This window comes from Microcoleus sp. N9_B4 (assembly GCF_036701635.1).
Classification (GTDB): Bacteria; Cyanobacteriota; Cyanobacteriia; order Cyanobacteriales; family Microcoleaceae; genus Microcoleus.
Window position 1 is genome coordinate 58,268 of record NZ_JAUBRC010000001.1, and the last position, 19,093, is coordinate 77,360.

The 19,093-nt window shown below is 44.4% G+C and carries 18 protein-coding genes; 7 read left to right on the forward strand and 11 right to left on the reverse strand.

Translation table 11 applies throughout. The features are described from left to right. The first annotated feature begins 51 nt into the window (after window positions 1–51). Window positions 52–282, forward strand: coding sequence for a ribbon-helix-helix domain-containing protein (locus tag QUA43_RS00210; RefSeq protein WP_332956246.1), 231 nt, complete (start codon window positions 52–54; stop codon window positions 280–282). Further along, on the forward strand, window positions 237–599 hold the full coding sequence (locus tag QUA43_RS00215) for a type II toxin-antitoxin system PemK/MazF family toxin (RefSeq protein WP_333369993.1): 363 nt from the start codon (window positions 237–239) through the stop codon (window positions 597–599). The genes QUA43_RS00210 and QUA43_RS00215 overlap by 46 nt, the downstream gene beginning before the upstream one ends. Here the strand turns inward: QUA43_RS00215 and QUA43_RS00220 are convergent. From QUA43_RS00220 to QUA43_RS00240, 5 genes are all read right to left on the reverse strand, one after another. Continuing rightward, window positions 582–758: a hypothetical protein gene (locus QUA43_RS00220; protein ID WP_333369995.1), complete on the reverse strand. Its 177-nt coding sequence runs from the start codon at window positions 756–758 to the stop codon at window positions 582–584. The genes QUA43_RS00215 and QUA43_RS00220 overlap by 18 nt on opposite strands. 71 nt (window positions 759–829) lie before the next feature. Beyond that, the gene (locus tag QUA43_RS00225; protein ID WP_333369996.1) at window positions 830–1,906 is read right to left on the reverse strand and encodes a hypothetical protein; all 1,077 of its coding nucleotides are present in this window, start codon (window positions 1,904–1,906) and stop codon (window positions 830–832) included. 7 nt (window positions 1,907–1,913) lie between these two features. Then, window positions 1,914–3,077 (reverse strand): hypothetical protein, encoded by a 1,164-nt coding sequence (locus QUA43_RS00230; RefSeq protein ID WP_333369998.1) that lies wholly within the window; start codon window positions 3,075–3,077, stop codon window positions 1,914–1,916. Window positions 3,078–3,833: 756 nt separating this feature from the next. Further along, window positions 3,834–6,242 (reverse strand): EF-hand domain-containing protein, encoded by a 2,409-nt coding sequence (locus QUA43_RS00235; RefSeq protein ID WP_333370000.1) that lies wholly within the window; start codon window positions 6,240–6,242, stop codon window positions 3,834–3,836. 153 nt (window positions 6,243–6,395) lie between these two features. Further along, window positions 6,396–7,046 carry an RNA ligase family protein gene (locus tag QUA43_RS00240; RefSeq protein WP_333370002.1) on the reverse strand — a complete coding sequence of 217 codons (651 nt, stop codon included), beginning with the start codon at window positions 7,044–7,046 and terminating at the stop codon, window positions 6,396–6,398. Here QUA43_RS00240 and QUA43_RS00245 point away from each other — a divergent pair. Further along, the gene (locus QUA43_RS00245) at window positions 7,032–7,169 is read left to right on the forward strand and encodes a hypothetical protein (protein WP_333370004.1); all 138 of its coding nucleotides are present in this window, start codon (window positions 7,032–7,034) and stop codon (window positions 7,167–7,169) included. The genes QUA43_RS00240 and QUA43_RS00245 overlap by 15 nt on opposite strands. Here QUA43_RS00245 and QUA43_RS00250 read toward each other — a convergent pair. Next, window positions 7,166–8,410: an HhoA/HhoB/HtrA family serine endopeptidase gene (locus tag QUA43_RS00250; protein WP_333370006.1), complete on the reverse strand. Its 1,245-nt coding sequence runs from the start codon at window positions 8,408–8,410 to the stop codon at window positions 7,166–7,168. The two genes, QUA43_RS00245 and QUA43_RS00250, sit on opposite strands and share 4 nt — an antisense overlap. Window positions 8,411–8,587: 177 nt before the next feature. Here QUA43_RS00250 and QUA43_RS00255 point away from each other — a divergent pair, with 177 nt between their 5' ends. Beyond that, on the forward strand, window positions 8,588–8,941 hold the full coding sequence (locus tag QUA43_RS00255) for a metal-sensitive transcriptional regulator (protein WP_333105701.1): 354 nt from the start codon (window positions 8,588–8,590) through the stop codon (window positions 8,939–8,941). Between the two features lie 296 nt (window positions 8,942–9,237). Here the strand turns inward: QUA43_RS00255 and QUA43_RS00260 are convergent, their stop codons facing one another. Continuing rightward, window positions 9,238–9,675, reverse strand: a complete 438-nt coding sequence (locus QUA43_RS00260) for a helix-turn-helix domain-containing protein (RefSeq protein ID WP_333370008.1) — start codon at window positions 9,673–9,675, stop codon at window positions 9,238–9,240. 1,092 nt (window positions 9,676–10,767) lie between these two features. Between QUA43_RS00260 and QUA43_RS00265 the strand changes: the two genes are divergently transcribed. Together QUA43_RS00265 and QUA43_RS00270 are read left to right on the forward strand one after the other, a co-directional pair. Further along, on the forward strand, window positions 10,768–11,412 hold the full coding sequence (locus tag QUA43_RS00265) for a pentapeptide repeat-containing protein (RefSeq protein ID WP_333084313.1): 645 nt from the start codon (window positions 10,768–10,770) through the stop codon (window positions 11,410–11,412). 696 nt (window positions 11,413–12,108) lie between these two features. Continuing rightward, a complete protein-coding gene (locus QUA43_RS00270; protein ID WP_333370010.1) occupies window positions 12,109–12,885 on the forward strand; it encodes a pentapeptide repeat-containing protein in 777 nt (258 codons plus the stop codon). Window positions 12,886–12,892: 7 nt separating this feature from the next. Here QUA43_RS00270 and QUA43_RS00275 read toward each other — a convergent pair whose 3' ends face one another. Together QUA43_RS00275 and QUA43_RS00280 are read right to left on the reverse strand one after the other, a co-directional pair. Next, window positions 12,893–15,898, reverse strand: coding sequence for a GAF domain-containing protein (locus QUA43_RS00275; protein WP_333370012.1), 3,006 nt, complete (start codon window positions 15,896–15,898; stop codon window positions 12,893–12,895). Between the two features lie 373 nt (window positions 15,899–16,271). Beyond that, a complete protein-coding gene (locus QUA43_RS00280) occupies window positions 16,272–16,724 on the reverse strand; it encodes an NADAR domain-containing protein (protein ID WP_333370014.1) in 453 nt (150 codons plus the stop codon). Window positions 16,725–17,113: 389 nt separating this feature from the next. Here QUA43_RS00280 and QUA43_RS00285 point away from each other — a divergent pair, with 389 nt between their 5' ends. Further along, the gene (locus tag QUA43_RS00285; RefSeq protein ID WP_333370016.1) at window positions 17,114–17,404 is read left to right on the forward strand and encodes a hypothetical protein; all 291 of its coding nucleotides are present in this window, start codon (window positions 17,114–17,116) and stop codon (window positions 17,402–17,404) included. Between the two features lie 164 nt (window positions 17,405–17,568). On the opposite strand, the gene frr is transcribed toward QUA43_RS00285, so the two are convergent. Then, window positions 17,569–18,117: a ribosome recycling factor gene (frr, locus tag QUA43_RS00290; RefSeq protein ID WP_333209003.1), complete on the reverse strand. Its 549-nt coding sequence runs from the start codon at window positions 18,115–18,117 to the stop codon at window positions 17,569–17,571. Then, window positions 18,104–18,832, reverse strand: a complete 729-nt coding sequence (gene pyrH, locus QUA43_RS00295; protein ID WP_071884014.1) for a UMP kinase — start codon at window positions 18,830–18,832, stop codon at window positions 18,104–18,106. Before pyrH ends, frr begins: the two co-directional genes overlap by 14 nt. Window positions 18,833–19,093: the final 261 nt, after the last annotated feature.

Here is a 19,093-nt window from a genome sequence, read left to right on the forward strand (position 1 = left end):
TCGATCGATGTGCTACCATTGGTAGTATTAAAAGTAGCATAAATACTGTCTATGAAAGTATCTATCTCTTTGCCAGATGAGCTAGTGCGTTACATTGACGAGCGTGTAGAAAATCGCAGTCGGCTAGTTGAGCTTTTATTGCAAGCATGGCGTAAACAACAAGAACAGCAGGCAATGGTAGAAGCTTGTTTATTACTGGATGAACTGAGCGATGAATTAACCGATGAGGATGAAGCATGGCAGCAAGCAGCGATTACCGACTGGGAAGCATCTGGCTCGTGAATTTCGATCCCTCAGTCGGTACAGAAATCCGCAAGACTCGACCGGCGGTAATTATTTCAGGAACTGCTTTTAATCAACGCAGTAAAGTCACAGTTCTGCCCATCACTTCTGCTGTTCCAAACGAGCATTTACGACCCATTGTTTTGCCAGTAATTCCTTCGACTCTCAATGGTCTGAGTACCGAGAGTTTTATCGTGTGCGTCGATCCGATGACGTTTGATAAACGCAGACTTGTGCGCTGTCTTGGGCAATTGGAGTTGCAACAAATACAAGAAATTCAACTGATTTTGGCTCGATATTTAGAACTTGAACAGTAGGGGAATGCAAAAGCTGGGGGGTGACAAATATAGCATCGAGTGACGCAGGATTTCGGGATTGTTGAAAAATTTTCCTACATTTCTTCCTTTGGTATCGGTATAAGCGGCATCTAAAACGGGAATTTTGAGTCCTTCTTCGGTGGCAATTGTGGCGGTCATCAGTTAATTATTCCTAATATTTGAAGCGTGAGAGTAGGAATTGTTGAAGAGGTGGGTAAGGTATGGCGGGACTATCTAAGCATTAATTGTTCGTCATATTGCTTATACCAATATTCAACGATATATAAAGATGCTCTTATTAGCATATCCCAATTATTATCCTCGATATTAATAGACTGAGTGGCTGGTCTAAAATGAACTATAGAATTCCGAATTTTATAAACAAAATCTCCACAATTACCTTCTTCTGTACCATCAAGCAATTTTTTAATTTCTCGCAATAACTTACGAGCTTCTTCCGGGGACTCGTCAATTAGTTTATTAACCGCATCTTTTTCTTTAGGTTTCCAACCCATGTACTTTTCAACATCAGCCGAAAACTTTAAGAGCGAATCTTGGATCTTCAATTCCTTGTGAAAAATTTCTAAATATGATAGGGGAAACAGCATTTCTATACATCTATAAATATCGAGAAATGAATATTTCCAAGAAACAGAAACTAAACTAAATAATAAATTTTCATAATGTATGTTTTTTGACCCTTCAAAAAAAATATTTTCAAATTTATCAAATGTTTTACTAGAAAATTTCAAGGCAATTAATTGGCTATTTTTTAAAGCATAGAAGCCTGATATCCTTATTAAATCTATATCATTTTTTTCGATAAAAGGAGAATTTTCTGGAATTCGATAGACAGAAAATGGTTCAAAAACATTGCTTATTAAAGAATAATCTTCATATTTAATTATTGAGTTTATAGGGTCATCATATAAAATATTCTCGGCAATATCATAAGGATTTGCTTCATGGCTAAGAGGAATTTTAAGTTCAAATAGTAATGCTGTAACTATGCCCGCATTCAGTTCTACAAATTCAATAACTTCATCACTATCAATAGTTTGTTTACTCTGCCAACCGACGGCAACAAAGTATTTATTGCTATTAAATTCAAATGAGGCTGTTTGGAAATTGGGTAAAATTAACTGCTTGTTTATAATTTTGAGTTCTTGCAACCATTCTTTATCTTTAGTATTTGTCTTAATACATCGTTTATTATTAGAAACAGGCACAGCAACTTCACTTGTTTGGACAAATTCAGCTAATACCTCAAATATATATTTGTTAGCGTCTATCATGTTTCTAGGCATAAGCTTTTCAGTAAGCTCTCCAACACGGAGTCATATTGTCAACTTTAAAGTTTTCCTCGATTAAGGTTTTAAAAGCTTGGAGAAAGAATTCTCTTTCATTAGACTTAGCTGGTTTTTTACCAATCAATTCATTTAAAGTTGGAAAATCTAGAAAATCCCTTATTTCGTTACTATGGCTAGATATACGTTGTAACATTTGATCTGCATCATTTTTAATTTGATTCCATTTTTCATTTTGTCTTTCTGAGCTATGATCCGAGCCAGGTCTACCCAGTACAGACAAACCTATTGCTGTTACAAAACCAACACAAGCTGGTTGACTTTTTCTGAATAAGTTACCGTCTTTAAAATATTCTTCTGAATTTTCATCTTTATATGTGGCTATAGCTCGATCAAATTTACCCAAATAATTTATTACTTCATAAAATATATTTGTGAAATTTGAATTTGCTGCTGATTCTATAAAGTCTTGTCGCATAAATTCATCTGCTAACCTCTCCTGTAAGTCAATTTTTTCTTTTCTTGCCCCAAAAACTAAAAATAATTCTATAATGTTATCAGCCTGAAATTGTCCAGGTGATGAACTTCGCCTCTCGTCATTTATTTCCAAAATCTCGACGAAAGTAGATTTTTGTTTTAATTCTTTAATAATTGACCTAAAAACTATTTCAATCTGTCTCCTTATATTCCAAGGAACTTGCCCGGTATTTAAAACTAACATCCGGTAGGTAAGACTATTTACTTGAGAGGCAATCCAATATTCTATACGAATTTTGTTTTTACTAATATCTTTCTTCTTTCGTGCTTCATGTAGAGCTGTAGTTCTTTGCATTCCGTCGATAATAGAGATGCTATCACTATCAATTTCTTGCATCAAGGCTAAAAAGGAATCTCTGTCTTTTAATGTCTTCAGTTTTGAAAAAGTATTTGGCGACACGATTACTCCTAAGACTATGGGTGGAATTAGTGCGCCTGCTTCTATATCTTGAACCATTCTCTTGCGAATCCGAATAGCTGTTGTTGTTTTTAATGTATCTCTTTGTCCTTCTAAGCCTCCTCTATTTTCAAATGTCCTACTTACCATGTTGAGATAATCTTCAACACTTAGCTGTACCATAAAAGAGTAGCACTTTACCTTTTCATCTTCTAAAATATCGATATCTATTGTCATAAGCATTTCTTTTTTTATTTCAATACTTTTTATAAATTAGCCCCAGAAAGCCTTAGATTTAATGCTATCTAACATTAGAGTAAAGCTTTTAGGCAGCCTGCCCCTGCAAATATAATATTACCCCATAATCTACCAGAATTCGGCAGAGGCAAAAATGCTTAAGGGATGTAGCCCTTGTCCTGCCGTTTGGATTGCTTCTTGTATGATGGCGCTGACTGTATTCCCTGCCTGTGATGGAAAATTTTCCATTGGGGCATCAATTAGAGTGGGGCAAATGACCGATGGTAGACTCAAGCTTTGGATTTCAGTGCCGCCCACACAGCCTGCTGCGTGATATAAACCGATCGCGCCGTCCCACTCTCCAAATCAAAAATTGATACTTTCGCTCTGCACCTACAGCACTGCCATCTGATCGTAGGATAGGTTGTTTGTCAACTATTCTTGTAAAGGGCGACCAAAAGATGACTTCACCGATCGCACTACTCGATCAATTCATGGAAAAAGTTAGTCTTCAGATTTGATATTACTCCCAGTATTTTTCCCAATCATCCTGAAAAGCTTGCTGCAATCTCTGCATATACGCATCAGTCTTAATCTTCACCATCGATCGTCCTTTTTGTGCATTCCCGCAAACGAATTAGCACAAAAAAACTCTGCAAACACAGTAATTTCAGGGCAGTGATACAGTTCATTCTCTCGGAATTTTGAAGAGGTAAAAAGTTAAGCTTTTCAACTTAACTTTTTACTGACTGATATTTAAGCAACCTCTACGAACACACCGCTGCGAGCAAACTCCTCTTCTTCAGGACTAAAGACTGGAGCTCGATCCACAAGGTCAGGGTCAAAGTAGTATGTCTCTTGTAAGAATTGTCCGGTGACGATCGCCTCCTCCAACTCCTTGATATAATCTTGGGCAACTAAGCAAGCCTCCTTGATACCTTCCTCATCCCTCTTATCCAACAGCTTTTGCAAAGTTGCTCTCACCCCTGTCAGTCGTGCCGCAGGCTTGAGCATACCGTAGAGGCGGTACATCCGATCGGTGGCAATGCTAATGTGTTTGAGGGCCTTGGCTCGTGCTAGCTCAGAGTCAATGCTGGGCCAATAACGAGTGGTATAAAATGCTTTCTCATCCTTGTGATACCACTCCTCCGATCGCGCAATTGATGAAGAAACAGTATTGTGCAGCTTCCAGAAGAATAAGCGCAGGGAATCGCCATCTACTACGGTGGACAACTTCGCCTCCATTGATACCTCAAAGTTATTCAGACGCGGGTCGCGCCCAAGTACAAGGTACTCTACAGGGTACATTTCCACCTCTTTATTCTGCACCACGTAGGCGTTGAGGTGGTGGCGGCAGTAGGGGCAGGGATACATAGTGGCAAACAGTTTGAAAAAGTCCTTAAAGATCCCCACCAGAGTTTTTTGCTGTTTGGGGGTCTTGGTAGAGACGATTTCAGCCGTAGTGTGGAAGAAACGCCACACCGCAGGGCCAATATAGTAAGGGAAGCTGACGCGCATTTGTGAATTCTTTATTTCACTGCGATCGATATACACGTCGATGAACGATACATATTGCGAAAGTTCGCCAGACTCGCGCCCAAACTCCAAGCGTTCGCGCCGTTTCTGTACCCCATTCAGATAGTTGTGCGTCAAGCGCCATGCCTGTTGAAGCATCAACTTCTGTTTTGGAGCGCATTTGGGAAAGCTTTCTACAACATCCGCCCCATACCGCCCAAATTCCCCTGACGTTTTAGTCGCTTCGTACCACTGGTTTAAAGCTGCTTCGTCAGGAACCGTGTTCAAGGGGATGTCTGCTGCTGTGCTGACGCTGAAGGCTGCCAACAGCTTCGGCATAAAGTCTTCATACCAATAGGCGACTGGCATCATCGCACCATCGATTTCCTCTGAGGCATCAGAGAGAATGACTCGGTTCCACTTCTTCAGGTACTCTTTTGGATCTCCCTCAGATTTGGCTGGTGGCGGTGCCATTTCCTCACTCAGTTCCATTTTTCTCAATCGGTTGAGTTCGTTGATGGCAAGCACACCCTCGGCGATGTCGCGCAAGTTGAGACTCTTCTTCTTGATGGTGATTGCAAACTCGACTCCCGCCGCAAACTTTTCCTTGGCAGTTGCAGACTTACCCCGCGCTTCCAACATGGCTTTTTGTTCTGCCAACATTTCTGGAGTTTTTTCTATAGTCTTCCAGTTTTTGATGCGATCTTGCAGTCGGGCATATTCATCTTCGATCGATTTAACTACTGCATCCAGTAGAGGGTTGCACGCCGACTCTACTACACCCAATCCTTTATAAAGCCCGATCGCAGTCCTGACAAATTGCACAAAATCAACGATTCTGTATGGCAAGTTTCTCACGCGCAGGTGAGTCTCGTGGTTCGCCGAAAAACTCTCGCGGAAGCTGCGGTAGGCTGCTCCCTGGATCAGACGAAACAAACCAATCTGCATCTGCAAGCGGGACGTACCGCGCTTTTTCTCAGCTTGTGGGTGTTGCGCGAGTAGTTCTTTTAGCCGCGCTATTTCTGGATTGCTATCGGTGGGTGCTTCTTCTAGATTAGGTTCAATAGTGGCAGAAGCTGCCTCATCGATCGCAGTTGCTGTAGTTGCGATCGCAGCCGCTGTACTGTCTGAAATCTCCGTTGTCTGTGTACTGACAACTGGAACCGGCGAGTCTTGATATCCGGTTGTGAGCTCTGACTCATCCGGTACCAGTTTGCAGAATTCCTTAAAGTCAATTGAGGCATCGCCGTCATGGTCTACCTCTTTGATGATCTCATCGAGCTCTTGCTCGGTCAGCCCAAACTGGCTCATCACGCCGTGCAGCTCGTTTTTAGTGATTTGACCGCTGCCATCCTCATCAAATACACTAAATGCCATTTTGAGACGACTCTGGCGATCGCCCTGCTGCGACACCATCAGCATTTTGAATTCATCAAAATCGATACTGCCCGACAAGTCTACGTCCACTTCCTTGATCATGTCGCGCAGCTCGGTTTCGTTAGGACTCTGGCCGAGCGATCGCATCACTTGACCCAGTTCTTCTGATGAAATAGCACCGCTCCCGTCCGCGTCAAATACTTGGAACGCTTCCCATAACTTTGCCACATCTTCTTCAGTCATGGCTTTTTTTTCAAGCTCCACAGATGTCATAACTAAATCTTCCCTGATTTTTTTATTGGTTGTCTATTGATTACGACCAATATACTTTAATTCCTGATGACTTACGCAACGGTCTTCTCAAATCCAAGGGGATTGCCGATATCTCCCACTTTGGCTTGTGACAGTTACTCTATCAGTTTGATATTACTCCCAGTAATTTTCCCAATCATCCTTAAAAGCTTGCTGCAATCTCTGCATATACGCATCAGTCTTAATCTTCACCATCCACAGATTATTAGAATTGCGGCCTCCCTTGCACACAACACCTTCATCCACACCGTATTTCCCCTTGCGAACATCATCCATAAACTTGCCCGTCAGTTTGCCGCGATAAATCACTCGCGCAATATTTAATTTACCAAAATCCTGAATAAACCGATCGGGAATAACCATACCGCCCTCAGTTTCCACATCAAAAAGCACCAATTGTTTGCGATCGTCCTTTTGGTGCATTCCCGCAAACGAGCTAGCACCAAAAAACTCTGTAAACACAGTAATTTCCGCACAGTGATACTGTTCATTTTCTCGAAAGATAGACTCTAACGGACTAGCAAAGTCTCTCTTAAATATTTCAGGTGCTGCTTCTAAACCTGGATGTGCAGCGTTAAATTCTGCAATTCCCGTCTCATCCAAATCAAATCTACTGCGGCGCGTACCAAAAGCATACCAACCAAGTTCAACTTCCCAGACCCAATGCAAATTAGTGCCATCGTACTTCTCAAAAGCTATACATTGTTCATGAGGGCAATTTTTACTATCGGGAATTTTGGGATAGGCAAGTTGAACTCGTGTCATATAGAGGAAGGAAGAAGGAAGAAGGAAGAAGGAAGAAGGAAGAAGGAAGAAGGAAGAAGGAAGAAGGAAGAAGGAAGAAGGAAAGGGTTTCTAACAGTTTCCCCCCTTCCCCTTATTCCCTAAAAATCCCTCAATTGAGCAGTTTGAACCGCAAGTTCTTTAATCAGGACACCGCGGCGCACCTTCAGTTTTAGAATTTGACCGATTTTGCTGTTTTCCACCAAATTTTGCAACTGTTCGGGTTCAGTCACTCCCTCGCCGTCAATTTGAACGATGACATCTCCCTTGCGAATCCCTGCTTCTTCAGCAGGCGTATTTGGCACAACTCGCATCACTAACACCCCTTTCACTTCCGGCACAATTAAAGGAGCATTGGGGTCAGCATTATTTTCTCTGGCCATTTCAGGAGTCACAGCAATCATCTGAATCCCCAAAAACGGATGGCTGACTTGTTCTCCCTTGGCTAACTGGGCGTAGATGGCCTTGGCTTTGTCGATCGGAATCGCAAACCCAATACCCATTGCATCAGCTCGAATCGCCGTGTTGATGCCAATCACTTCTCCTCTGCTGTTTAACAGCGGGCCACCGGAATTGCCGGGATTGATGGCGGCGTCGGTTTGAATGAAATCGAGCCGCTTGTCGGGAATGCCGACGGCTGCACTGGATCGTTTGAGGGTGCTGATAATGCCCAAGGTGACGGTGTTGTCAAATCCCAGGGGGTTGCCCACGGCGATCGCCCAATCTCCTACTTTCACCGCGTCGGAATCTCCTAGGGCTGCCACGGGCAAGTTAACTTCCTTGGTATTAATTTTGACAACAGCCAAATCTGTTACTTCGTCAGTACCTTGCACTTTTCCTGGAAATGTCCTGCCGTCGTTTAAGGTGACAGTCACTCGATCGGCTTTGTCAACTACGTGAGCGTTGGTTAAAACAATCCCGCTTTTGTCAATAATGAAGCCCGAACCTTGACCGCGCAACCGTTCTTGTCTGGGGGTCATGCTGCGTAAATCTTCTCCCAAAAATCTGCGGAAGAATGGGTCTTCCATTAAGGGGTCGAGGTTGCGACTGACAGTGCGCTCGGTATCAATGCGAACAACTGCTGGCCCGACTCGATCGACAGCCGCCGTTACAAAACTGCCGGTATCCCCTGGGAGTTCAGGACTCCGCAGCGCTAACAGTTGCGGATTCGCGGCGGTGGCTGGGGAACTCTGTAACTGTAAGTTGGGCGGATTGGTGCCATCAGCGGCGGCAGCGGGTGCAGCATTGATTGCTAACGCACTCAGGGCGATCGTCATTCCTAAAATTAGGGCGAACCAGCGAGCACCGATTCGAGGTGCGGGGCGAAAAAACTTAAATAGTCGCATAGCGTCAATCTTTGTTAGTCTGGGTTAGTCTGGTAAAGGTGTGCGATCGTGCGGACTCAATAATCTGCCATTATGAAGATCCTAAATATATTTAGACAGTTACAATACATGAGTCACGAGCCCGCACCAACTCAACATATTCTGAATTCTAACTTTTAAATTTCCCTCGTAACCCCGATGATTATATCTGATACTTCTACTGACAAATCCTTGCCCTCAAATTCCCACCACCATCACGACGCTGAATCAGTGCACCCTCACCATCACGATGAAGAATCGATGCGGCGGCTGGTAAATCGCTTGTCTCGGATTGAGGGACACGTCCGCGGCATTAAAACAATGGTGCAAGAAAACCGTCCCTGTCCCGAAGTTCTGGTGCAAGTTGCTGCGGTTCGAGGCGCGCTCGATCGCGTAGCGAGAATCATTCTTGACGAACACTTAACCGAGTGCATTGCCCGAGCCGCTAAAGAAGGTAATATCGATACGGAAATCGAAGAATTGAAAGCGGCTTTGGATCGGTTTTTGCCTTAGCCGCTGCCAATTTTTACATCCATATAACAAAACCTGCAAATTAGACAAAACTTGCAAGTTATGATTTATGGCGGATTTTTTAAACATTTTTCACAAACGCGGGAAAAGCATCAAATCTTCTCCCCTTCACCCCATTGCCACAACATATAATTTATATGCTCCGCAGTTTATGAGAGCGCGTTTTGTTAAAAAAGAATTAGTCAGGTTTGTCGTGACGACGGAGCTCCTCAAAAGCTTCAAAAGCTGACGGCAAACAATTAGATAATCGGTGCTTAATCCGACGTGGTATGAACAGTCTAGACTTTCGTCAGCTTGGCTTTGAGCTGGTATCTGACTGTTGCATAAACCGCTTTATAGGAAGCCTCAATGCTGTATTCCTGCTGCAACCACTCTTGAATTTCTCCATAGCTTTTAAAGCCTTTCTGGGGGTCGCTAAGGCGCATTGCCAAACTAGCGCGGGCCAGAGGAGGAATGGCCGGCTTACGACCGCCGCTGTGCTTTGTTTCGAGGAGTCCTTCGAGTCCGTCAGAGCGGTACTTTCTCAGCCATCGCTGCACTGTAATTCGATTTACCCCAATGGTCATTGCCAATTCTTTAACTGTCTTAACATGACAAATTTTGAACAGGTAAAGTGCTTGAATTTTTTGAAAGCCGCTTGCCGTTTTTTGTTCAGTTAACAGGTTTTTTAGCTCTTCACTTGTCTCTGTGATGCTAAGTTTACATACTCCAGCCATATCAATTACCTCACGATTCGCGTTCTACAATACCTTTGTTTGACAAGGGAGCAAAAGCTGCTCCTATCCTAAATGCTGACCTTTTGTTTGCCCTGAAGCAATACAAAAGCGATCGTTCTCATTAAACTTTTTCCTTCGGGGAGACACTCAGACGCTCAGAAACCGGATTATTTTAACCTGGAGCAAGGTTGCAACTATTTTTTGAGTAAAAAACCCGGTTTCTGGGTCAGTTTTGTATTTGATGGACAAGCGTCATTGCTAATACTGATAGCCCTTAACCGATCGACTGTAACATTAGCGGCAATAGGTGGCTCTTAAGGAATACCATTTATTCTCTTATTGTTAAACATCTATCATCGTTTTCCTGGTATTTATTGGTATTTTTTGCGAACGTATGAGCGATTTTTAGTCATTAGGTGCTAGCAAACAAGCGAATATCTGTACACCAGCGATCGCATTTTTATACAGACATTCCCCTACTCCCCGAAGTGCATTTCTGGCTTTTGCTGTGCGAAAAATCCTTAGATATCAGCACTCTCATCGGTGAGAGCGGGTAGCGCCGAGTGACGTTGCAACCGACTTTCACAGCAAGCGGGCAAGTATCTGTGAAACTACTGGCTTTATCGCCAGTTGAGTAAAACACGACGAGGGTGGCATTGTCAATTTCTCAGCATTACAGTATAAGTATCGGCTATTTTTGCCCGCCTGCTGTGATCGAAAGGCGGGTTTCTATGTGATACTACTAACATCAATCAGTGATATGTATCACACGTATACTCAGTGAACTCAACTATCTACAAAAAGTTATGGGTTCAATCGATCGGACTTTCCACCTAGAATCTTTGGGATTTAGTTAGGAAGTGCGATCTAACCTGTGGTTAAAATTTTTAAATCTTAATTTTTAACCAAAGGGAAAAGAGAATGCAGCTTTGTCCTTCACCCTCACCAAAGCATCTAATTTATACTCAAACCTTACAGATTCAGGGAAGTTTAACCCTGGGTGTGAATATTTCAGAATCTAAAATTGCAGAACATCCGGTGCAACCAGCTTGCTGACAGTATTCTTCATTTAAAAGGTGTAGAGAAGCCACAATGAACGTTGACGAACTGCTCAAGCTATACGCAATAGGAGAAAGAAATTTTAGCGGGGTCTACCTGCACGAGGTCTACCTCTACGAAGCAGAATTGATTGGAGCCAATCTGTATGAAGCCGACCTGATTGGAGCCAATCTCAGCAAAGCCAAACTCAACAGAGTCAACTTTGGTAAAGCCAATTTGTGCAAGATTAATTTGAGCAAAGCAGACTTAGGTGGAGCCGACCTCACAGAAGCACTTTTACTTGAAGCTAACCTGAATAGAGCTGAGTTGATGGGAGCAAATCTCAGCAAAGCAGACTTGAGCGGAGCTTCCCTGATCCAAGCAACTTTAATTGGAGCCAACATATCTCGGGCAACACTCAGCCGTGCAGACTTGCACGGAGTAAATCTTTACGGAGTAAACTTGCGTAGGGCGGTGCTCACAGAATGCGATTTAATTGGCGCCAACTTGAGCAAAGTAGACCTTAGCGGAGCCGACTTAATGGGGGCGAGTCTAATTAGGGCAGACTTGACTGAAGCGATTTTAAGTGCGTCAGACTTAAGCGGAGCAAACCTGTTGGGAGCAAACCTTACAAAAGTCAACCTGAGCGGAGTATATCTTAAGGGTACAACGATGCCCGACGGCACGATTCACGACTAATTTATCAGAAAATTGGGTTGAAAACCCTGTCCTTGTAGGACGGCTTTTTTCCATTGTTAAGTAAAATAACAAATCCATCTTAACAAATGAATATGGTAGAATAACCATATCAGATAAGATGTAAAAACCTACCCCCGGACTGGGGGAAAGTCTACGCCCAAAACATTTTTGAGGAGATATGACTACGCACTCTTTTGTGCCCAGAGTAGTCAGCCTGGGAACCCTAGCGATAGGGATATTAAGACTGAAATGTCTTAAGAATCCCCGTGCCTTAAGGCCGGGGAGTGTCAATTGTTAATTTTTATGGTTGCCGAGAACAGCGGCTAAAGGGTAATGAGTAATTCATTACCTTAATTTATTGGCAGCGAAATCTTTATTTGACCGAAAGCATCCATGATACAAGCCCCCGGATTCATCCGTCCAGAAATAAAAAACCTGTATCCGAGAAACTTGCCCCCCGAATTTCTCCGTGGGGTCAATGCTTCAATTCTAAAATCTAAAATCTAAAATCTAAAATCTAAAATCGATTGACATTCAGGTAAGGCCGAGAACTTCAATGTAGGGTGCTGATGGCGCACAGAACTCCTACATACGGCAAGTCAAAAGATTTGTTGGGTGAACTTGTGTTATGGTGATTTTCAATTGCTTCGATAAAAGCTATTTTAGATTTAATATTTTGGATTTTGGACGGTTAAAATGAAACTCAGAATCCTCGCTGCTGCAACGCTGCTGAGCGCGATCGCCCCGATCGCTCCTGCAGCCGCCGAGAACATCCAACACACGCAACAATTACTAGCCACCCGACAGTGCCCCAACTGCGACCTCAGCAGTGCTGGCTTGGTTTTAGCCAACCTAACCGGAGCCAATCTCAAAGGTGCTGACTTGAGGTTGGCTAACCTCAGCCGAGCCAACCTGACGGGGGCTGACCTCAGCGGTGCAAACCTCAGTGGCACTAGCCTGTTTGGCGTCAACCTGACAGGGGCAAACCTCAGCGGTGCGAACCTCAGCGGTGCTGACTTGAGAAGTGCCTATCTCAGCGACGCCAATTTACTCAACGCCAATTTAACTAACGCGCAACTGCTCGGAGTTAGAGGAATGCCAACCAATATCGGCACCGCTGAAGACTTCTACCGATTGGGAGTGCTGGAAGCTCAAGCGGGAAACTACAGAAACGCCATTGATTATTACAATCAAGCCCTGAATCTGAAATCGGATTTAGCAGCCGTTTATTTTGCGCGCAGTATGTCTCGCGCTGACTTGGGAGACTTCGCCGGTGCGACTCTAGACGCCGATCGAGCTAAGCAACTCTTTGCAGCTCAAGGAAATCCCCAAGGTCAGGATTTGTCAAAGCAGTTAGCCGAAGCCATTGTTGCACGCCAAAAGCCTACGGAACCCCGCACGGGCGGCGGTGGCAACTTGATGAGTCTTCTGGGTTCGATCGGTTCTGTTCTGGTGAAGTTGATCTTGCCTTGACGGTTGCCTAATTCAGGGGAATCTCGATCCAGAACTCTGTACCATGACCGGGTACAGAAACACATTTAAGTACGCCTTGGTGTTTCTCAACTACAATTTGGTAACTGATAGACAGTCCTAAACCCGTGCCCCGACCGGCGGGTTTAGTAGTAAAAAACGGATTAAATATGTGAGAGATTAACTCTTTGGGGATGCCGTGACCGTTGTCGGCAATGCAAATTCCTACGGTTTTTTCATCGATCAATTCCGTGCGAATCCGAATGCAAGGGGATTGAGAGTCAGGAATCAAATACTGGGTGCTTCCATTTATATCTACTGGCTCGACAGCCAGTTTGTGGGAGCTTAAATGTGTCGCGACTGCACTTTGCGCGTTAAAGGGAAGATTCCTAACTCGCTCTTTTTTTCCCATTTCTAGGGCGTCAAGGGCATTGCCGATCAGATTCATAAATACCTGATTGAGCGAGCTGGCATAGCATTCTACTAAGGGCAAATTGCCATATTCTTTAAGGATTTGTACGGTGCTGTGTTCAGAATTGGCTTTGAGCCGGTGCTGCAAAATCAATAGGGTACTGTCGATGCCCTCGTGAATGTCAACGGCTTTTTTCTCGGCTTGATCGCTCCTGGAAAAATTACGCAAAGATACAACTAACTGGCGGATGCGCTCAACTCCGACTGTCATGGAACCCAAAATTTTTGGCAAATCTTCGGCAAGAAATTCGATGTCGATTGCATCGGAACACTCGCTAATTTCTGGGTTGGGATTGGGGTAGTGCTGGCGGTAAAGTTCCACCAAGCAGAGTAAATCTTTGGTGTATTCGCTGGCGTGGGACAGATTGCCGTAGATAAAGTTAACGGGGTTATTGATTTCGTGGGCCACTCCGGCCAGAAGTTGTCCGAGACTGGACATTTTTTCGGTTTGAATCAGTTGGGCTTGGGTATTGTGCAGTTCTGTGACTGTTTTAGCTAGCTGTTCGGCTTTTAATCGATCGGCAGTTGCTGCATTGAGACTTTCTTGATAAAGTTCTGCTTGGTGAATGGCGATCGCAGCTTGAGCCGCTAAATGTTGCACCAATTCCTGTTCTGCTGTGTGCCAAACTCTCGGCCCCGAACACTCATGGGCAATCAGCAACCCCCACAATTGGGAATCTTTGCCTTTCATTGGCACAATTAAACTTCCTCTCACCTGCAACTCTTCCAAAAATTCGCGGTGACAGGGTGTTAAATCCTCAGTATAAATATCATTAATTGCTCGCACCCGTCCGTCTCGATAAAAGCAGTCTGAGCCTTCGGGAAAGCATTCTTGTGGAGATGTGATACCTAAAATTGACCGCCACTGGCCGCAAACAGCTTCGACAACTACCTCGCCCTGTTTGTCGGCCGCAAATTGGTAGATTACCGTGCGATCGGTATCCAACAAAACTCTGACTTCTCGCACAATAGTTTGCAGTATGATTTTTAAATCTAAGGTGCTGCGAATCTGGTCTCTAACTCGCGTCAATACTTTGGCAAAGTCCAAGGATTTTTGCAATTGGGCGGTGCGTTCTTGAACTTGCCGCTCCAAGTTGGCATTCAGAGTTTGCACTTCTTTATAAAGAACGTACTGCCCAATTGCCGAACAAAATTGGCTGCCTATAGCTAAAGCTTGCTCAATTTCCTCGTACTTCCACTCGGGCGACTGACCTTTTTTTATTTCTCGCCAGAGTTCAAAGGATTGTCTGGGAAGGGTTTGTGCAGCGCTGGTGTCAAAGCGCCCCGCCCACATTTTTTCGGTATCAATTGCATTGCGAAAAATGGTCAAACAGCCGACTACTTGTTGTTTGTAGTGGAGGGGAATTACCAGCAAACCCCTAATTTTAGTAGATTGGAAAGCGGGAACTAAAACTCTAAATAGAGGTTCTTTGTATAAGTCGGTAATTATCAAAACTGGGAATTGAGAATTAGTAAAAATTGGAAGTTTGGGAAGTTCATCGGTATTTTTGAATCCTTTGGTGAGCCATTCCTGCCAGAGGGGATGAGCTTCGATCGCCTTAACTTTTTCCCAGTTGGGAAGTGTCGGTTGTTCTCCTGTGGTGAACAGTTCAAAGGTAGCATCACTTTGGGCAGGGGCAATGGGAAATCCTCCCTGAATTTTGGGAGCAGATAACTTTTCACCGTTGATTTTAGGCGGGTTGAGATAGAGTCTGCCGCCGCTGCCGCCCAAAGCGGTGACGGTGGCTTCTAAACCCTGTTGCAGTTGAATGTTGACGTGACCATACAGCAGGGCTGCTATGCGGCTCACGGTGGCTTCCCGGGCGGCTTGAGAGCGAGTTTGCTGCAGGAGGAGTGCGTGGGCTATAGCGCTAGACAATTGATCTGATACGAACTGAACTACTTCTAAATCTGCTGGTGAAATATTGAGGGGGGCGCAGTGGTGAGACACTAAAAGTCCCCACAGTTCGATATGAATTTTTTGATTGTTTCCTGGCTCATATCGAGTCAGACACGTGGCCGCCTGGCAGATATCTGTTTTGCTGTTTTCCGAGGCGATCCTGCGGTGCAAAATCGGCACGACTAAGGAAGATTGCACTCCCATTGCCATCAGGTAAGCTGTGTGGCAAGGATCGAGCGATCTGTAGTGCATCTCTTCCTTTGCTAAAGGTTGACCGGTGTCTGCTGCATCGAGGGGGCTCAGGACGATCGTCCCTGAGTTAACATCTATTATTGTCCGCTGGCGCAAAGTGACATACATCTCCCTAGCGCTGGCGGGAATGTCGTCGGCTGGAAAGTGCAGTCCTTTCAAGGAAGGGAGACAGTTGTTATTAATTGACTCAGCAACAACTTCTCCACTGCCGTCGGCACTAAACCTGTAAATCATAATGCGATCTGTTTTCAAAAAAGACCGCACTTCTGCTACCGTACTGGTTAAAATATCTTCTAATTCTAGAGATTGGCGAATGCGTTCTGTTATCCGCCGTATCAAAACTTCTCTGTCTAGTTTATAATGTAATTCTTGCGTATTTTCTGTGAGTTGCATAAATCTCCTTTTGTACTTATACAATGATAATAAGAAGTTTTGAGATGCTGTGGTCGCGAGCAAACTCAAATGCCTCACCCTGAGTTTTTGACTTAACCGATCTGTACAATTAATGGGTAGCGCACTGTTGAGAGACGACGGTGTATCGCCTTTGGCGCACTGGCGTAAGGAAAATCTGCGATCGCGCCGGTTTAATCCTTGCCTTCAACAGGCAGAGCGACTTAAGCAAATAATAATTATTATTATTTTAAGGCTCTTATAAATTTCTCGCAATCTTAAACTCTCACTATGAAAATTCTTCATTGTTAGGATAACTTGACATTTGTTGTATAACTTCATATAATGATAATTAACGAAAGAATTTGAGTTTTTATCAGCGCCCCTGGTGCTGACTAATTTCTTGGCGCACGCTCATCAGAATTTTACCCAAATGATTTTGACCGGTTCGGTCGCAGCCACACCCCCAGTAGTAATCCGTTGGCGAATCCTCGACAATCACTCGATCCCCTGTGGCAAGAAGAATCGCTTGAATGTCTGTATGAGTGAGAAACTTAGTTAAAACTGCTTCGCGCATAATGGGAATTTTCACTGCTTCCCAATCAGCGCGAATCCGGTGGTTGGGATCGCGGCCTAATTTAGCGGCTTCTTGAGGAGTTGCTACGGCTTGAATCGCCGCCACTAATCTTTTATCGGTGCTGACAAATTTTTGGGCTTGATAGTAATGTTCCACAGTCAACCAATATTGACCGTGCAGAGAAATGTCGTGTAGTGAAAAATTAGAAAAGCAGCCATAAGGCTCCTCTACTTTATAAAAATAAATTATCATTAGATTTGAAATTATATATTTTACAGGATTTAGGTAGAATGTAATTATTCAGGGTGTCCATGAAGCGCCTTACCGCGTTAGAGTAACGTTTCAAACCACTTTTTGCCTCCAGGAGTATTTGAGATTGATTCTATGAGCAGCGCGGGGCTTGTATGAAAAAATCCTCGCATCGACTTTATTTAAAATAGCATTTACGCTTTTGAAGCGAGTTTCTGGGAAAAAATCGGGTTGGGGAACGAAAAATCTAGGAATCAACTGGCTTTCTGAGGAATAGTGGGTAATTTCTATTTTTAAATTAAGCATGAAGAATTGGAAATCAAGAATAAGCAATGGGGATTTAAGAATATTTATTATTTCCTCTTCCTTCATTCTAAAACGGCATCAGAAGAATGAAAAGCGCGGTTAGCGATATCGGCATAACGCAGTTCGCCACACAAAATTTTGCTCATCAACTGAGTAGTCCTCGGAAATTTGACGCCCGCTCTATAAGTAGCTGCTGTAAACTGATAGAAGGCCCTGGTCAAGCGACTGGCCCAAACCATATCAGTGTTGCATTCTTGGGCGATCAATTGAGTGTACGGCTGCTTAGCGTCGTCGGCACATCCAAGAGATCGATCGCCTTAGCAGCCTTAAATCCACTAAAAATGGCAGGACGAATTCCTTCACCGGACAACTGGTAATGGGTGATTGGTCATGGGGCAGGAGGAATTGGTAAGTTAATCAGTGTTAAATCTTGACTTTTGACCTCACAACTCACAAATCATTAAGCGTCTGCTCCTTGTTCGTGGCCGTATCTCGGCAATCTCAAAACTCTTCCTATTCCCCCTGCCCAATTTCCCCTTCCCTAAACAGTCGTGATATCTTTCTCTTTCGCTGCCAGAACTTCTTCTATTTTGGCAATGTATTTGTCCGTCAGCTTTTGAATTTTATCTTGCAAGTCGCGGGATTCATCTTTAGAGATATCGCTGCTTTTTTCCTGCTTGCGAATCGAGTCAACGGCATCGCGGCGGATATTGCGAATTGCAACTTTACCTTCTTCAGCAAACTTACTGGCCATTTTGACAAATTCTTGGCGTCTGTCGCTCGTCAGCGGCGGAATGTTCAAGCGAATAACTGAACCGTCGTTGTTGGGAACGAGTCCTACATCGGACAGGGAAATTGCTTTTTCGATCGAGGTCAGCGCTGTACGATCGAACGGTTGAATGGTGATCGTAGTCGCATCCGGGGTGCCGATGTTGGCAAGGGATTTGATCGGAGTTGGAGAGCCGTAGTAGTCTACCATGACTCGATCGAGGAGGGAGGCGTTGGCCCGTCCCGTCCGAATAGTATTAAAAGACCGTTGAGTAGCCTCAACTGCCTTTTGCATATGATCTTCTGATTCAGCTAACTTCACAAAAACCTCCGACAAGAGTTCCAATAGATTCTCCCATTACAGCTCGGTAGATGTTGCCCGACACCGAGAGGTCAAATACCATAATAGGAATATTATTTTCTTTGCAAAGGGCGATCGCCGTACTGTCCATCACCCGCAAATCTTGATTCAAGACGTGGGCATAGGTGAGGGTTTGATACCTGCGCGCGTTGGGGTTGAGGTGGGGGTCGGAATCGTACACCCCATCTACCTTAGTAGCTTTAAAAATGACCTCTGCATCAATTTCAGCAGCCCGCAAAGCGGCTGTAGTATCAGTAGTAAAAAAAGGGTTGCCAGAACCGGCACCAAAAATCACTACTCGTTTTTTTTCAAGGTGGCGAATCGCCCGCCGCCGGATGTAGGGTTCAGCTACTTCTTGCATGGCGATCGCCGATTGCACCCTCGTTGGCACTCCTGCTTGTTCCAGGGCATCCTGCAAAGTGATAGCATTCATCACCGTAGCAATCATGCCCACATAATCAGCCGTTGCCCGATCCATCCCTGCCGAAGCAGCTTTCACCCCGCGAAAAATGTTGCCACCACCGACAACAATCGCGATTTGAATGCCTTGGGACACGACTTTGGCCACTTCCTGGGCGATCGACTGAACGACTACCGGATCGATGCCGTAGCCCAAGCTGCCCATCAGCGCTTCACCGCTGAGCTTCAGCAAAACTCGCTGATATACCATCCCCATGCCGCCACTATTTTTTTACTCTTTTTGCCTCCACCATAAGATAGCAGTACGGGTGCATTTTGAACATCAATTGCCCGGAACAGGCATCCTGCTTGTGCTGCCAGAGAATTTGTTTGTTGCGTCGGCTGCTAGGTGAACAGGCAAGATGCCTGTTCCACAACCGGATTGATTTTTTCTCAGTGAATGCTAGGTGAACAGGCAAGATGCCTGTTCCACAACCGGATTGATTTTTTCTCAGTGAATGCTAGGTGAACAGGCAAG